Consider the following 15,974-nt stretch of genomic DNA (forward strand, 5'->3'; position numbering starts at 1 on the left):
TCTGGTCCGTTCGGGCGAGTTGGCCCGCCTCCCTGTTGCCTGGGCCGACGTCCCGCAATTGACTCGTTCTTTGCGGATGTCCCGAAGGTCCGACGGAGGTGGCAGTCATGCTCTCGGCCCGGAGTCTCTTCCAGGAGATCGTCGACAGCGACGACACGTTCCAGCTCTTCTGCTCCATCGCCGCCAGCGGCGAGACGCAGGGAGGCTGGGAGAACGGGCGCATCGCCGCGCTCGTCCCCGAGAGCATGCGTGACCTGGCTCCGAGGATCACCCGGCACGGGGCGGACGAGGACAAGCACGGGCGCCTGTTCAACGCCCTGCTCAAGAAGCGGCAGTTGGACCCCGTCCCGGTACCGCCGGAGACCGACTACACCATGCTGCTGGAGCAGCGGGGCATCGGCCTCGCCCACGAGAAGCTGCGCCGTGACGAGCGGCTGACGGAGCACGACATCGTCGTCTACCTCTCGCACAGCCGGGTCACCGAGCAGCGGGCGGCCGACCAGATGGAGATGCTCGTGCGGTACTTCGGCGACCATCCGGAGCTCGGCAAGCCCATCAGGATGATCTGCGACGACGAGGAGAACCACCTCGCCTACTGCCACGAGGAGCTGCTGCGTCTCGCTGCGGCCGGTCACGGCCGCACCATCCAGCGGGTGCTGCGCGAGAGCGCGCTCGCCGAGATCAAGGTCCACCGCGACGTGAGCCTCGCCGTCATGGCGCACATGGGACATCTGCTGCGCTGGTCCAAGGCCAGGTCCGCCGCGCTGGCCGCCGGCATCCACGCGATGTACGCGTACGAACGGCTCGGCGGCTGGCGTCGCATGGTGAGCCTCAGGATGCCGGAGCGCCGCGGCGCCCTCGACGGCCCCGCCGCCGCGGCTCCCGCCTTCTGAGGTGAACCGGACCCCGGTCCTGGCGCCCGTCCGCCCCCGCGCCCCGACGTGGCCGGGCCCAAAAAGCCGGGCGGCCGACGGCCTGTTGTGGATCGCCGCCGTGGCGGTCGCCTACACGGTGGTCCAACTCGCGCTCGCCGTCCCGGGGACGGGCCTCGGCTGGGACGAATCGGTCTACGTCAGCCAGGTCGCGCGCGGATCGGAAGCCGCCTTCTTCAGCGCCCCCCGCGCCCGTGGCATCACCTTCCTCGTCGCCCCGGTGACGGCTGTGACGTCCTCGGTGGAGGTGCTGCGCGTCTTCCTCGCCGTGCTGTCGGGCGCCGGCCTGTTCGCCGCCCTGGCGGTGTGGCGGACACTGCTGCCCGCGCGCGTGCTCGCCCTCGCCGGCGGCCTGTTCGCCGGCCTGTGGATCACCGTGTTCTACGGCCCGCAGGTCATGCCCAACCTCTGGGTCGCGCTCGGGGCGCTGTTCACGGTCGGCTGCTTCCTGCGGGCGGTCAGGGACCCCGCCGACCGGGCAGGGCTCCTCGGGACGGGCGCCGGCCTGGCGTTCGTCGCGCTCATGCGGCCGGGCGACGCCGTCTGGCTCCTGCTGCCGCTCGCCGCCGTCGCCCTGCTCTCCCGTACGGCCCGCCGGCCGGCGTTGCTCGTCGCACTCGTCGCAGGCACCCTCGTCGGCTGTCTGCCCTGGATCGTCGAGGCCTACGTCGCCTACGACGGGCTCCTCGCCCGGCTGCGGCGCGCCGGGGAGATCCAGGGGCACCTGGGCCCCCACTTCGCCGTCGACGACCAGATGCGCGCGCTGGAGGGCCGGTCGCTCTGCCGCCCCTGCGACATGCCGTGGCGCAAGCCGGTGACCGGGGTGTGGTTCCTCGTCCTGTGGCCGCTGGCCGCAGGCGGCGTCATGGTCGCCGCGCTCAGGCGGTGTCCCTTCACCACGGCGCCGAGCGCCGTGCGTCCCTCCGCCGTGCTGGTGCCGGCGCTGGCGGGGCTGGTGCTGGCGGTGCCGTACCTGCTGCTGATCGGCTACGCCGCGCCGCGCTTCCTGCTGCCCGCGTACGCGCTGCTGGCCCTGCCGGTCGCGGTGTGCCTGGGACGGCTCGCCGGGAGCGCCCGGCCGCATGCCGCGGCGGCCGTCGTGCTCGGCCTGGCACTGGCCGGCCATCTGACGGTCCAGTACGCCGTCCTGAACGGAACGGTGGAACGCGGCAGGGACAACAACAAGGCCTTCGAAAGGATCACCGCGGAGCTGCGCCGCAACGGTGTGCGGGCTCCGTGCGTGATCAGCGGCAGTGAGGCGCCGAGGATCGCCCTGCGCACCGGCTGCGCGTCCCGCCAGACCGGCGGTCACGACGGCAGCATCACCAGGGCCGCACTCGCGCGGCTCGGCGACCGGCGGGCGGTGGCCTACGTGGTGGACGGCCGCGACCGGCCACCGTCGTTCACCCGCGGCTGGCGGCCGCTGACCCTGCCGGGACTCCCGTCCCGTCCCGAGCTCCGGGCCTATCTCAGTCCCGCGGCCGCGCCGCCCACGGCGGGGCGCTGACCGCCGCGCCGGCACCAGATGCTCAGAGCCAGCCGCGCCGCTTGAAGAGACGGAACAGGCCGTAGACGGCGCCCGCCATCAGCACCAGCACCGCCGGGTACGCCCACCCCTGCCTGAGCTCCCACATGTGCTCGAAGTTCATCCCGTAGACCCCCGCCACCATCGTCGGCACCGCCGCCATGGCCGCCCACGCCGAGATCTTGCGCATGTCGTCGTTCTGACGCACGCCCATCTGCGCGAGGTGGGCCGACAGGATGTCCGACAACAGCCGGTCCAGCCCCTCCACCTGTTCGTACGCCCGGGTCAGGTGGTCGCTGACGTCACGGAAGAACGGCTGGGAGCGCTCATGGACGAACGGCACGCCCGCGCCCGCGAGCCGGGCCATCGGCGCCGCCAGCGGTCCGGTGGCCCGGCGGAACTCGAGCACCTGCCGCTTGAACGTGTAGATCCGGGCCGCTGTGTTCTTCGCGTCCCTGCGCGCCGGCTCGAAGACCGCGGTCTCCATCTCCTCCAGGTCCACCTGGAGCTCGGCCGCCACCTCGATGTAGTGGTCGACGATGGCGTCGCTGACCGCGTACAGCACCGCGGTCGGGCCGTGCCTCAGCACCTCCGGCTCGGCTTCCAGCCGCTCACGGACCGCGTGCAGCGGAGCGCCCTCGCCGTGCCGGACCGTCACCACGAACGAGTCGCCTATGAAGACCATCAGCTCGCCCGTGGTCACGGAGTCGCTCTCCGGCTCGTACACCACGGGTTTGAGGACCACGAACAGCGAGTCGTCGTACACCTCGAGCTTGGGCCGCTGATGGGCCTTGAGCGCGTCCTCGACGGCGAGCGGATGCAGCGAGAACTCGGCGGAGACATGGTCGAACTCCTCCTCCGTCGGCTCGTGCAGGCCGATCCACAAGAAGGCGTCCCCCGTGGCACGCGCCTCGTCAAGGGCATCGGAGAAGTCCGACGGGCCCTCGCTGCGGCGCCCGTCGCGGTAAATGGCACAGTCCACGATCACGGCGCGCATTCTTCCCTGACCTCCGCCCCCGCACACCCCCGGCCCGTCCGGCACGCCGGGACCGTAGGCTGGCCCCCATGGCCACGCTGATCCTCGTACGCCACGGACGTTCCACCGCCAACACCGAGGGAGTGCTCGCCGGCTGGACACCGGGTGTCCGCCTCGACGAGCACGGTGCCGCACAGGCGGCCGCGCTGCCCGCACGACTGGCGGCGGTGCCGCTCGCGGCGGTGGTCTCCAGCCCGCTGGAGCGCTGCCGCGAGACGCTCGCGCCTCTGCTCGCGGCCCGGCCCGGGCTCGCCGCGGAGACCGACGAGCGCATCGGGGAGTGCCTCTACGGCGAGTGGTCCGGCCGCAAGCTCAAGGAGCTCGCGGAGGAGCCGCTGATGGAGGTCGTCCAGCACCACCCCTCCGCGGTGTCCTTCCCCGGCGGCGAGTCCATGCGGGCCATGCAGGCGCGCGCCGTGGACGCCGTCCGCGACTGGAACGCCCGCGTCGAGGCGACGCACGGCGAGGGCGCGGCCTATCTGATGTGCTCGCACGGGGACATCATCAAGTCCCTGGTGGCGGACGCCCTCGGGCTCCATCTCGACCTCTTCCAGCGGATCCACGTCGAACCGTGCTCCGTCACCGCCATCCGCTACACCCGCAGCCGGCCGTTCCTGCTGCGCCTCGGCGACACCGGCGATCTCGGTTCGCTCGTTCCCCGCGCGGAAGGACCGGAGGAGAAGGGCGACAGCGGCGACGCGGTCGTCGGGGGCGGCGCGGGCGCATCGTGATCGCTCCGCGCAGTAGGGTGGACGCGCCGAAAAGCTGAAGTTCACCGGATGCCGAAACCGACCGATCCGACGATCCAAAGGGAGACAGAACGTGTCCCGTCAGGTGTTCCTCTACGACCCGCCGGACCGCTTCGTGGCCGGTACGGTCGGGCTGCCTGGCCGCCGTACGTTCTTCCTGCAGGCTTCGGCCGCAGGACGCGTGACCAGCGTCGCCCTGGAGAAGACTCAGGTGGCCGCCCTCGCGGAGCGGATCGACGAGCTCCTGGACGAAGTGGTCCGCCGCACCGGGGGCAACGCGCCGGTCCCGGCGGTCGCCCCGGCGGACGTGGCCGACACCGCGCCGCTCGACAACCCGGTCGAGGAGGAGTTCCGCGTCGGCACGATGGCGCTGGCCTGGGACGGCGAGGAACAGCGCATGATCGTCGAGGCACAGGCGCTGGTGGAGCTCGAGGCCGAGTCCGAGGAGGACCTCGCGGAGGCCGAGGAGCGGCTGCTGCAGGACGAGGAGAACGGCCCGCCGATGCTGCGGGTCCGGCTCACCGGCGCACAGGCCAGGGCGTTCGCCAAGCGCGCACTGGACGTGGTGAACGCCGGCCGGCCGCCGTGCCCGCTGTGCAGCCTGCCCCTCGATCCGGAAGGACACGTATGCCCGCGCCAGAACGGATACCGACGGGGCGCGTGAGCACCCCCGACGCGCTGACGCTGCTGGCCAAGGGCGAGCTGACCGTACGCGGAAGGCTGCGCGAGGCGTCCAACGCGGTGCTGTACTGCGCGGTTTCGTACGAGGGCGAGGAAGCCCACTGCGTCTACAAGCCCATCGCGGGGGAGCGCCCGCTGTGGGACTTCCCCGACGGCACCCTGGCGCAGCGCGAGGTCGCCGCGTACGAGGTGTCGCAGGCGACCGGCTGGGGCCTGGTGCCGCCCACCGTGCTGCGCGACGGCCCCTACGGCCAGGGCATGGTCCAGCTGTGGATCGAGGCCGACCCGGAGGCCGCCCTGCTGGCCCTCGTCGAGGACGAGGAAGCGGGGGAGGGCTGGAAGGCGGTCGGCTTCGCCGACGTGGGCGAGGGCCGTACCGCGCTGCTCGTCCACGCCGACGACCCGCGCCTGCGCAGGCTCGCGGTCCTCGACGCCGTGATCAACAACGGGGACCGCAAGGGCGGCCACCTGCTTCCCACCACCGACGGAACCCTCTACGCGATCGACCACGGGGTCACCTTCAACGTCGACGACAAGCTGCGCACCCTGCTGTGGGGATGGGCGGGGGAGCCACTGCCGACGGAGGCGGTCGCCGCGCTCACGACCCTCGCGACGGCCCTCGCCGACGGCGGGACGCTCGCCACCCGACTGGCGGAACTGCTCACGGCGGCCGAGGTGGCGGCCCTGAGCGGCCGGGTGGCGGCCCTGCTCCGGTCCGGCACCCATCCCGTGCCGTCGGGCGACTGGCCGGCGATCCCCTGGCCGCCCGTCTAGGCACAGCGCCCGCCGGACCGCAAGAGTGCCCAACCGGTCAAGATCAGTGATCCGGTTCGTATCCGGAACATGCGTCCGGTTAGGCTCGTGCCATGCATGCCTGGCCCGCTTCTGAGGTCCCCGCCCTGCCCGGCAAGGGCCGCGACCTCCGGATCCACGACACCGCGACCGACGGTCTGGTGACCCTTGACCCCGGTCCCGTCGCCCGTATCTACGTCTGCGGCATCACACCGTACGACGCGACCCACATGGGTCACGCGGCGACCTACAACGCGTTCGACCTCGTGCAGCGCGTGTGGCTCGACACCAAGCGGCAGGTTCACTATGTCCAGAACGTCACGGACGTGGACGATCCGCTGCTCGAGCGTGCCACCCGCGACGGACACGACTGGACCGAGCTCGCGGAGCGCGAGACGGCTCTGTTCCGCGAGGACATGACCGCGCTGCGGATGCTTCCGCCGCAGCACTACATCGGCGCGGTCGAGGCGATTCCGGGCATCGTGCCGCTCGTCGAACGGCTCCGTGACGCCGGCGCCGCCTACGAGCTGGAGGGCGACGTCTACTTCTCCGTCGAGTCCGACCCGCACTTCGGCGAGGTCTCCCGGCTCGACGCGGAGGCGATGCGACTGCTGTCCGCGGAGCGCGGCGGCGACCCCGAGCGTCCCGGCAAGAAGAACCCGCTCGACCCGATGCTGTGGATGGCGGCCCGCGAGGGCGAGCCGAGCTGGGACGGCGGCTCCCTCGGCCGCGGCCGGCCCGGCTGGCACATCGAGTGTGTCGCCATCGCGCTGGACCACCTCGGCATGGGCTTCGACGTCCAGGGCGGCGGTTCCGATCTCGCCTTCCCGCACCACGAGATGGGCGCCTCGCACGCCCAGGCCCTCACCGGCGAGCACCCCTTCGCCAAGGCGTACGTCCACGCGGGCATGGTCGCCCTCGACGGCGCGAAGATGTCGAAGTCCAAGGGCAACCTGGTCTTCGTCTCCAAGCTGCGCCGCGACGGCGTGGACCCGGCCGCCATACGGCTCGCGCTCCTCTCCCACCACTACCGGGCCGACTGGGAGTGGACCGACGCCGTGCTGCGGGAAGCGGTCGAGCGCGTAGGACGCTGGCGCGCCGCCGTCTCCCGGCCCGACGGACCCTCCGCCGACGCCCTGGTCGAGGAGATCCGCGCGGCCCTCGCCGACGACCTCGACGCCCCGTCGGCGCTCGCCGCCGTCGACCGCTGGGCAGCGCTCCAGGAGGCGGAGGGCGGCACCGACGAGGGCGCCCCGGGGCTGGTGTCCCGGGCGGTCGACGCCCTGCTGGGCGTGGCGCTCTAGGAACGTTCTCCGACCCCCGCCGGGCGCCCGTCAGCGCGCCCGGCGGGAGTGGGCTCCTCCGCTTGCACGTTCTCGAGGCGGGTGCGCCGGGCGTGTGGTGAGGTGACGGGACAGGCCCTCGGGCCATCCGTCACCATTGCCGGAAGGACACACCGTGGAACGTGCCTTCGCACGCAGAGAGGTACTCGGCGCGGCAGCGGCCATCGGCGCGGCCGCGCTCCTCGGGCCCGCGGCCGGCGCGGCCCGCGCCGCGTCGCCGAAGAACTGGCCGACCCGCATCCCCCTGCCGAACGGCTTCCAGCCGGAGGGCATCACCATCGGCCGCAGCCCTTACGCCTGGTTCGGGTCGATCGCCGACGGCGACGTCTACCGCGCGAGCCTGGCCACCGGGCGCGGCCGGGTGGCCGTCGAAGGGCTCGGCGCGGGACGCTCCGTCATCGGGCTGAAGATCGACCGGCAGGAGCGGCGGCTGTTCCTCTCCGGCGGCTTCAGCCGGGAGATCAGGGTCGCCGACGTGCGCTCGGGGAAGATCGACGCACTGTTCACCGTCGGCGCTGAGGGCTCGATGGTGAACGACGTGGTGCTGACGCCCGAAGCGGCGTGGTTCACCGACTCGTTCCGACCTCAGCTCTACCGGCTCGCGTTGGACCGGCACGGCGAGCCGGCGCGCGAGGTGGTCACGGTGGCCCTGGGCGGTGAGTGGGAGCAGGGTACGGACTTCACCGCCAACGGGATCGAGCGGACACCCGACGGCAGCGCCCTGCTGGTGGTCAACACCGTGGTGGAGGGCGGATCGTTGATGCGGGTGGACCCGCGCGACGGTACCGCCCGCCGGGTCGACCTTGGGGACCTGGCCATTCCCTTCGGTGACGGTCTCCTGCTGCTCGGCCGTCATCTCTACATCGTGCAGCAGCAGTTGAACCAGGTCGACGTCGTCCGGCTGAACGCCGCGGGCACCCGGGGCACACCGATCGCCCGGATCACCGACCCGCGCTTCCGCATCCCCACCACGGCAGCGGCCTGGGGCGACCGGATCTATCTCCCCAACGCGCGCTTCGACGTGCCCCCGACGCCCGACACCGAGTACGACGCCGTGGCCGTCGACCGGGTCTGAGCGACCGGATGGTGTGAGGGACGGGAGCGGGGTGGCGCCGGTCTGCCCGGTGCCACCCCGCTCCGTACGCTCGCTCCGCCACGGCCGTGCGACGCTACGGCCGTGCGACGTGCGCCTTACGACTCCGGCCGCTCGGCGCCGCCTTCGCCCTCGCCGCTGTCGTCCCGGTCGCGGCTGTCGTCGCGGCCGCTGTCGTCCCGCTCGCCGTCCCGGCCGCCGGTCCCGTCGGCGTCGCCGGCCGGGGGCTGCTCCCGGTCCTCGTCGGCGTCGGACCCGGCCTTGCCGCCGGAACGCTCCTCGTCCGTGGCTGAACCGGACTCCGGTTCGGGGCGCGGGGGCATCGGCGGCTTGGTGCGCCCGCCCGCCGGGTCGCGCAGATACGTGCCCTCGCCGCCGTCGGTCGCATGACCGCCGGGGCCTCCGCTGTCGCGCCGGCGCAGATACCGTTCGAACTCGCGGGCGATGGCCTCGCCCGATGCCTCCGGCAGCTCCGCGGTGTCGCGCGCCTCCTCCAGCGTCTGGACGTACTCGGCCACCTCGCTGTCCTCCGCGGCCAGTTGGTCGACGCCGAGCTGCCAGGCCCGGGCGTCCTCGGCCAGCTCGCCCAGCGGGATACGGAGGCCGATGAGGTCCTCCAGCCGGTTGAGCAGCGCGAGCGTCGCCTTCGGGTTGGGCGGCTGCGAGACGTAGTGCGGGACAGCGGCCCACAGGCTCACCGCCGGCACACCGGCATGGGTGCACGCCTCCTGGAGGATGCCGACGATTCCCGTCGGCCCCTCGTACCGGGTCTCCTCGAGATCCATCGTTCTCGCCAGGTCCGGGTCGGACGTGATCCCGCTGACGGGCACCGGCCTGGTGTGCGGGGTGTCGCCGAGCAGCGCGCCCAGGATCACCACCATCTCCACGCCCAGTTCATGGGCGAAGCCCAGGATCTCGTTGCAGAACGAACGCCAGCGCATGGAGGGTTCGATACCGCGGACCAGCACGAGGTCCCGGGGTTTGTCGCCGCCGACGCGGACCACGGAGAGCCGGGTGGTCGGCCAGGTGATCTTGCGTACGCCGCCGTCCAGCCACACCGTGGGCCGGTTGACCTGGAAGTCGTAGTAGTCCTCGGCGTCGAGCGCCGCGAACACCTCCCCCTTCCATTCCCGGTCCAGGTGAGCGACCGCGGTGGAGGCGGCGTCGCCGGCGTCGTTCCAGCCCTCGAACGCGGCCACCATGACCGGGTCGATCAGCTCGGGCATCCCCTCGAGCTCGATCACCCAGTGCCTCCTTCCGAAGTTCCCTTTCTTACGCCCCAACCTTACGGCTTTCCGCGCCTCCCGCCGCAGCCCCCGTGCACGGCCGGGTGAACTTGGGCCCGGCCGGACACGCGGCGGGCCGTGGAGCCGCATGGCAGCTGATTCATCCGAGCTGTGCGGGGAAAAGTCCCCCTGCACCCTGGACCGAGGGGAGCGGGCGGCGCTATACATCGGATGTCCACGAGAGGTCCGATGTTCATCTCACCGGGGGTGCGTGTATGAGCCAGAGCGTCACGGAGTTCGAGGTCCACGACATCCGCTTCCCCACGTCGCAGCAGCTCGACGGCTCCGACGCCATGAACCCGGACCCGGACTACTCCGCCGCCTACCTCGTGCTGCGCACCGACGACGGGGCCGAAGGCCACGGCTTCTGCTTCACCATCGGCCGAGGCAACGACATCGTCGCCGCCGCGATCGAGGCGCTGCGACCCTACGTCGTCGGCCGTCCCGCCCCCACCGGCGCCGCCGATCTCGCCGCCCTTCACCACGACCTCACCCATGACTCGCAACTGCGCTGGCTCGGCCCGGAGAAGGGCGTCATCCACATGGCGGCCGGCGCCGTCGTCAACGCGGCGTGGGACATGGCGGCCACCCGGGCAGGCAGGCCGGTGTGGGAGTTCCTGGCCTCCATGACCCCGGAGGAGCTCGTCTCACTGGTCGACTTCCGGTATCTGACGGACGCGCTGACCAGGGAGGAGGCCCTCGCCGTCCTGCGTGCTGCGGAACCGGGCAGAGCGGAGCGGACCGCGCTGCTCAAGGAACAGGGGTACCCCGCCTACACCACCTCGCCCGGGTGGCTCGGCTACGGGGACGAGAAGCTCGTCCGGCTCGCCAAGGAGGCCGTCGCCGGTGGATTCGGACAGATCAAGCTGAAGGTCGGACTGGACCTCGAGGACGACATCCGGCGGATGGAACTCGCCCGCGCCGCCGTCGGCCCCTCCGTACGGATCGCCGTCGACGCCAACCAGCGCTGGGACGTCGCCGAGGCCGTGCGCTGGATGACCGCCCTGGCGCCGTACGAACCGCACTGGATCGAAGAACCCACCAGCCCCGACGACGTGCTCGGCCTCGCCGCCGTGCGTGCCGGCCAGCCCGTGAAGGTCGCCACCGGCGAACACGTCGCCAACCGGGTCGTCTTCAAGCAGCTCCTCCAGGCCCGGGCCGTCGACTTCGTCCAGATCGATGCCGCACGGGTCGCCGGGGTGAATGAGAACATCGCGATCCTGCTGCTCGCCGCGAAGTACGGCGTCCCCGTCTGCCCGCACGCCGGCGGCGTCGGACTGTGCGAACTCGTCCAGCACCTCGCCATGTTCGACTTCGTCGCCGTCTCCGGCAGCTGGGACGACCGCGTCATCGAGTACGTGGACCACCTCCACGAACACTTCGCGGACCCGGTCGTGATCGTGGGCGGCCGTTACGCGGCGCCGAGCGCCCCGGGCTTCTCGGCCCGGATGCTCCCCGGCTCGATCGCCGCCCACAGCTGTACGGACGGGCCCGTCAGACAGGTCCGTCACACCGTCGAGGAGGCCCGTTCATGACCGGAGCAAGGGACTTCGAGGGCATGGCGGCGCTCGTCACCGGCGGCGCCTCGGGCATCGGGGCCGCCGTCGCCGCGCTGCTCCTCGCGCGCGGGGCACGCGTCGCCGTCCTGGACCGCGACACCGGGGGAGCGCCGGCGGGCACGCTCGCCCTCCGGGCCGACGTCACCGACGACGCCGCCGTGGCCTGCGCGGTGGACGCGGCCGCCGCCGAGTTCGGGGCGCTGCACACCGTGGTGTCCAACGCGGGCGTCGGCGCGGTCGGCACCGTGGCCGACAACGACGACGACGAATGGCGGCGCGCCCTCGACACCAACGTCATCGGCATGGTCCGGGTCGCCCGTCACGCCCTGCCGCATCTGCGCCGGACGGCGACGACCGGGCCGCCCGGATCCGTCTCCGTCACCCACACCTGCTCCATCGCCGCCACGGCCGGCCTGCCGCAGCGCGCCCTCTACAGCGCGAGCAAGGGCGCGGTCCTCTCGCTCACCCTCGCGATGGCGGCCGACCACGTCCGCGAGGGCATCCGCGTCAACTGTGTCAACCCCGGCACCGCGGACACCCCGTGGGTCACCCGCCTGCTGGAACGCGCGGAGGACCCGGCCGCCGAGCGGGCCGCCCTCGAGGCCCGCCAGCCGACGGGGCGGCTCGTCCTGGCCGACGAGGTGGCGGCGGCGGTCGCGTACCTCGCGAGCCCGGCGGCCGCGGCGGTGACGGGGACCGCGCTGGCGGTCGACGGCGGCATGCAGGGCCTGCGCGTACGCGCGCCGCGGTAGCCGGGCCGTACGCCGCGCCTTCCCCTGCCCGCCCCTTCCCGCAACCGGTCTCCGCCCGGACCCGGTACGGCCTTCGGCCGTGCCCTCAAGCGCCGGGCGGGCTGACTTTGGCAGCCCCGCCGGCGTTTGAGGCGCAGGGGCGGCGTGGGGGTGCCTCACGCCGCCAGGCGTAGGGGGAGGAGCCCCCGAAACACCGCGCGGAGCGCGGTACGGGCCCCGGCGGAGCCCGGATTCGGGAAGGGGCGGGGAGGGGAACAGCTCGCCCGCAGGCGTTACAGCGTCGCGCGGAGCCACTGCTCCACGCTCGCCACATGCACCGTCGCCCACGCCCGCGCCGCCTCCCCGTCGCGGTCCCGCAGCGCCGACAGGATCGCGCGGTGTTCGTGGAGGGTGCGGCTGACCGCGTCCTCCTGGGTGAGGCCGCGCCAGACGCGGGCCCGGGTCGTGGGACCAGAGAGGCCGTCCAAGAGGGAGGAGAGCACCGAGTTGCCCGCCGCCCCGACGATGCGACGGTGGAAGTCGAGGTCCGCCGCGACGAGTTCCTCGACCGACGGGTCGGTCCCCAGCGCGTCGAGCTCAGCGGTCAGCGCGTCCAGTTCCGCCTCGGGAATGCGGCTCGCCGCCATCGCCGTGGCCGCCGGCTCCAGGATGCGGCGTACCGCGAGGAACTCCAGCACCGTGTCGTCCCGGTGGAAGTCGACGACGAAACTCAGCGCCTCGAGGAGCAGTTGCGGGTCGAGGCTGGTGACGTAGGTGCCGTCGCCCTGCCGTACGTCGAGGATGCGGATCAGGGACAGTGCCCGCACCGCCTCGCGCAGCGAGTTGCGCGACAGGCCCAGTTCGGCGGCGAGTTCGCTCTCCTTGGGCAGCCGGTCGCCGGGGCGGAGCGCGCCGGAGACGATCATTGCCTTGATCTTCTCGATGGCCTCGTCGGTCACGGCCATGACGGCGCCCCCATCGTCCACATCACTCGCCAGACATCGGAGGTCTGAGCGTACAACGAGGGCGACTCCCCCGGAGTCGCCCTCGTCGTGCCCGTCGGTCCGTCCCGTCAGATCACCGGGCGCGCAGCACGTCCTCGACCTTGCCGCGGACGTCGTCCGTCGCCAGGCCCCGGATCGTCAGAGTGGTACGGCGGCGCAGCACGTCGTCCGCCGTCTCGGCCCACTCGTGGTCGCGCGCGTACACGACCTGGGCCCAGATCTCCGGCGCGTCCGGGTGGATGCGCTCGGCCAGCGCCGGGTCGTCGTCGGCCAGGCGGGCGATGTCGAACGCCAGCGACCCGTAGTGGGTGGCGAGGTGCCGGGCCGTGTCGGCGGCCATCCGCGGGCCGGGCATCCCGCCGTCGACCAGGAGCCGGTGGGCGACCGCGTTGGGGTTGGCGATGCCGGGCAGCGGCAGCTTCTTCGGCAGGTGCGCGATCGGCTCCATGTCCTCGGCGAGCGGCCGGCCCGGCAGGGTCGCCAGCTTGTTCATCACCGTGCGGCCGATGTGGCGGAACGTCGTCCACTTGCCGCCGGCCACCGACAGCATCCCGCCGCGCCCCTCGGTGACGACCGTCTCCCGCTTGGCCTTGGAGGTGTCTCCGGGGCCGCCCGGCAGGACGCGCAGACCGGCGAACGAGTAGGTGATCAGGTCGCGGGACAGCTGCTGGTCGCGGATGGAGAACGCGGCCTCGTCCAGGATCTGCGTGACGTCCTTGTCGTTGACGGCGACGTCGGCCGGGTCGCCCTCGTACTCCTCGTCGGTGGTGCCGAGCAGCAGCATGTCCTCCCACGGGAGGGCGAACGTGATGCGGTACTTGTCGATCGGGGTGGCGAGCGCCGCGCGCCACGGGGAGGTGCGCTTCAGCACCAGGTGCGCGCCCTTGGAGAGGCGGATGGAGGGGGCCGCTTCCGGGTCCTCCATCCGGCGCAGGTGGTCGACCCACGGCCCGGTGGCGTTCAGCACCAGCCGCGCGGTGACGCCGAACTCGGTGCCGTCGGTGCGGTCCTTCAGCTCCGCGCCGGTGACCCGGCCCCGGGTGAAGCGGAGTCCGGTGACCTCGGCGTGGTTGAGGACGGTGGCGCCCGACTCGGCGGCCGCGCGGACCGTCATGAGCGCCATGCGGGAGTCGTTCATCTGGTCGTCGCCGTAGACGGCGACGGCCTTCAGGTTCTCCGTACGCAGCTCCGGCACGTCCCGCTGCGCCTTCGCCGCCGATATGACGTGGCCGACGCCGTCACCGAACGCGGAGAGCGCGGAGTAGGCGAAGACGCCCGCGCCGAGCTTCGCCGCGCCGTGCGGGCCGCCCTTGTAGACGGGCAGGTAGAACGTGAGCGGGTTGGCCAGATGGGGGGCCACCTGACGGGAGACCGCGCGCCGCTCGAAGTGGTTCTCCGCGACCAGCTTCACCGCGCCGGTCTGCAGGTAGCGCAGGCCGCCGTGGAGCAGCTTGGAGGAGGCGGAGGAGGTGGCGCCGGCGAAGTCGCCGGCGTCCACCAGGGCCACCCGCAGCCCGGACTGCGCCGCATGCCAGGCGGTGGAGATGCCCAGGATGCCGCCGCCGATCACCAGGAGGTCGTACGTCGCCTTGGAAAGCTGCTCCCGTGTCTCGGCGCGGCCCGCTGCTTTGAGGGAAGAGACAGCCGAGCCGGAGGCCGGGTGCGCCCCGGGGGTGGGGACGCTCTGCAGGGTGGTCATTCTTGCTCCTCGTCAGTTTTCCTCGTCGAGCCAGCCCATGGTCCGCTCCACGGCCTTGAGCCAGCTCTTGTACTCGCGGTCACGCTTGTCAGCGTCCATGCGGGGGGTCCACTCGGCGGCCCTGCGCCAGTTGGCGCGCAGCGCGTCGGTGTCCGGCCAGAAGCCGACGGCCAGGCCGGCGGCGTAGGCGGCGCCGAGGCAGGTCGTCTCGGCGACCATCGGGCGCACCACGGGGGCGTCCAGGAAGTCCGAGAGGGTCTGCATCAGCAGGTTGTTGGAGGTCATGCCGCCGTCGACCTTGAGCGCGGTCAGTTCGACGCCGGAGTCCTTCGTCATGGCGTCGGTGATCTCACGGGTCTGCCAGGCGGTGGCCTCGAGAACGGCGCGCGCGATGTGCGCCTTGGTGACGTACCGGGTCAGACCGGCGATCACACCGCGGGCGTCGGAGCGCCAGTACGGGGCGAACAGGCCGGAGAAGGCCGGCACGAAGTAGGCGCCGCCGTTGTCGTCCACCGAGGAGGCGAGGGTCTCGATCTCGGCGGCGGAGTTGATCAGGCCCATCTGGTCGCGCATCCACTGCACCAGCGAACCGGTGACGGCGATCGAGCCCTCGAGCGCGTACACCGCCTTCTGGTCGCCGATGCGGTAGCCGACGGTGGTCAGCAGCCCGTTGTAGGAGTTGACGGGCTCGTCACCGGTGTTCATCAGCATGAAGGTGCCGGTGCCGTACGTGGACTTGGCCTCGCCCTTCGAGTAGCAGGTCTGGCCGAACAGGGCCGCCTGCTGGTCGCCGAGCGCGGAGGCGACGGGGATGCCGTCCAGCGCGCCGCCCTTGGCGAGGCCGTAGACCTCGGCGGAGGACCGGATCTCCGGCAGGATCGCCGCGGGGACCTCCATGGACTGGAGGATCTTGTCGTCCCACTCCATGGTGTGCAGGTTCATCAGCATGGTGCGGGAGGCATTGGTGACGTCGGTGACGTGGACGCCGCCGTCGACCCCGCCGGTCAGGTTCCAGATGACCCAGGAGTCCATGGTGCCGAAGAGGATCTCGCCGCGCTCGGCGCGCTCCCGCAGGCCCTCGACGTTGTCGAGGAGCCAGCGGGCCTTCGGGCCGGCGAAGTAGGAGGCCAGCGGCAGGCCCGTCTCGCGGCGGAAGCGGTCCTGGCCGACGTTGCGGCCGAGCTCCTTGCAGAGGGCGTCGGTGCGGGTGTCCTGCCAGACGATGGCGTTGTGGACGGGCTCGCCGGTGTTCTTGTCCCACAGCAGCGTCGTCTCGCGCTGGTTGGTGATCCCGATGGCCTTGACGTCCGCCGAGGTGATCCCGGCCTTCTCGATGGCTCCGGCGACGACCTCCTGGACGTTGGTCCAGATCTCGGCGGCGTCGTGCTCCACCCAGCCCGGCTTCGGGAAGATCTGCTCGTGCTCCTTCTGGTCGACGGAGACGATCCGGCCGTCCTTGTCGAAGACGATGCAGCGGCTGGAGGTGGTGCCCTGGTCGATGGCCGCGATGAACGGGCCGGTGGTGTGTGCGTCGGTCACGGTCT

The 15,974-nt window shown here is 72.2% G+C and carries 14 protein-coding genes; 9 read left to right on the forward strand and 5 right to left on the reverse strand.

The annotated features are described in order from the left end of the window. Positions 1-107 precede the first annotated feature (107 nt). Together SPRI_RS29225 and SPRI_RS29230 are read left to right on the forward strand one after the other, a co-directional pair. Positions 108-893, forward strand: coding sequence for a hypothetical protein (locus SPRI_RS29225; protein WP_005319477.1), 786 nt, complete (start codon positions 108-110; stop codon positions 891-893). A 1-nt stretch (position 894) separates the two neighbouring features. Continuing rightward, positions 895-2,439, forward strand: coding sequence for a hypothetical protein (locus SPRI_RS29230; protein ID WP_053557483.1), 1,545 nt, complete (start codon positions 895-897; stop codon positions 2,437-2,439). A 22-nt stretch (positions 2,440-2,461) separates the two neighbouring features. On the opposite strand, the gene SPRI_RS29235 is transcribed toward SPRI_RS29230, so the two are convergent. After that, positions 2,462-3,454, reverse strand: coding sequence for a magnesium and cobalt transport protein CorA (locus SPRI_RS29235; RefSeq protein WP_053557484.1), 993 nt, complete (start codon positions 3,452-3,454; stop codon positions 2,462-2,464). A gap of 68 nt (positions 3,455-3,522) precedes the next feature. On the opposite strand from SPRI_RS29235, the gene SPRI_RS29240 reads away from it, so the two are divergent. From SPRI_RS29240 to SPRI_RS29260, 5 genes are all read left to right on the forward strand, one after another. Next, entirely contained in the window at positions 3,523-4,224 is a 702-nt protein-coding gene (locus SPRI_RS29240; protein ID WP_037775152.1) for a histidine phosphatase family protein, read from the forward strand. A gap of 91 nt (positions 4,225-4,315) precedes the next feature. Continuing rightward, positions 4,316-4,906: a DUF3090 domain-containing protein gene (locus SPRI_RS29245; RefSeq protein WP_005319485.1), complete on the forward strand. Its 591-nt coding sequence runs from the start codon at positions 4,316-4,318 to the stop codon at positions 4,904-4,906. Next, positions 4,870-5,697 carry an SCO1664 family protein gene (locus SPRI_RS29250; RefSeq protein ID WP_050791599.1) on the forward strand — a complete coding sequence of 276 codons (828 nt, stop codon included), beginning with the start codon at positions 4,870-4,872 and terminating at the stop codon, positions 5,695-5,697. Before SPRI_RS29245 ends, SPRI_RS29250 begins: the two co-directional genes overlap by 37 nt. Positions 5,698-5,789: 92 nt before the next feature. Further along, complete coding sequence (gene mshC / locus SPRI_RS29255) at positions 5,790-7,019, forward strand: cysteine--1-D-myo-inosityl 2-amino-2-deoxy-alpha-D-glucopyranoside ligase (RefSeq protein ID WP_053557485.1); 1,230 nt, start codon at positions 5,790-5,792, stop codon at positions 7,017-7,019. Positions 7,020-7,173: 154 nt separating this feature from the next. Beyond that, positions 7,174-8,133 carry an SMP-30/gluconolactonase/LRE family protein gene (locus tag SPRI_RS29260; protein ID WP_053557486.1) on the forward strand — a complete coding sequence of 320 codons (960 nt, stop codon included), beginning with the start codon at positions 7,174-7,176 and terminating at the stop codon, positions 8,131-8,133. Between the two features lie 116 nt (positions 8,134-8,249). Here the strand turns inward: SPRI_RS29260 and SPRI_RS29265 are convergent, their stop codons facing one another. Continuing rightward, positions 8,250-9,395, reverse strand: coding sequence for a PAC2 family protein (locus SPRI_RS29265; protein ID WP_005319492.1), 1,146 nt, complete (start codon positions 9,393-9,395; stop codon positions 8,250-8,252). Positions 9,396-9,652: 257 nt separating this feature from the next. Here SPRI_RS29265 and SPRI_RS29270 point away from each other — a divergent pair, with 257 nt between their 5' ends. Both SPRI_RS29270 and SPRI_RS29275 read left to right on the forward strand, forming a co-directional pair. Beyond that, entirely contained in the window at positions 9,653-10,972 is a 1,320-nt protein-coding gene (locus SPRI_RS29270; protein WP_005319494.1) for an enolase C-terminal domain-like protein, read from the forward strand. Then, a complete protein-coding gene (locus SPRI_RS29275) occupies positions 10,969-11,748 on the forward strand; it encodes an SDR family NAD(P)-dependent oxidoreductase (protein ID WP_053557487.1) in 780 nt (259 codons plus the stop codon). The genes SPRI_RS29270 and SPRI_RS29275 overlap by 4 nt, the downstream gene beginning before the upstream one ends. Positions 11,749-12,020: 272 nt before the next feature. Here the strand turns inward: SPRI_RS29275 and SPRI_RS29280 are convergent, their stop codons facing one another. The 3 genes from SPRI_RS29280 to glpK all read right to left on the reverse strand — a co-directional run bounded on the left by SPRI_RS29280 (position 12,021) and on the right by glpK (position 15,969). Continuing rightward, a complete protein-coding gene (locus SPRI_RS29280) occupies positions 12,021-12,692 on the reverse strand; it encodes a FadR/GntR family transcriptional regulator (RefSeq protein WP_005319498.1) in 672 nt (223 codons plus the stop codon). Positions 12,693-12,804: 112 nt separating this feature from the next. Beyond that, positions 12,805-14,430, reverse strand: a complete 1,626-nt coding sequence (locus tag SPRI_RS29285; protein ID WP_005319499.1) for a glycerol-3-phosphate dehydrogenase/oxidase — start codon at positions 14,428-14,430, stop codon at positions 12,805-12,807. Between the two features lie 12 nt (positions 14,431-14,442). Continuing rightward, positions 14,443-15,969 carry a glycerol kinase GlpK gene (glpK, locus tag SPRI_RS29290; protein ID WP_005319501.1) on the reverse strand — a complete coding sequence of 509 codons (1,527 nt, stop codon included), beginning with the start codon at positions 15,967-15,969 and terminating at the stop codon, positions 14,443-14,445. Positions 15,970-15,974 lie beyond the last annotated feature (5 nt).

The organism is Streptomyces pristinaespiralis, assembly GCF_001278075.1.
In the GTDB taxonomy this organism is placed as follows: Bacteria; Actinomycetota; Actinomycetes; order Streptomycetales; family Streptomycetaceae; genus Streptomyces; species Streptomyces pristinaespiralis.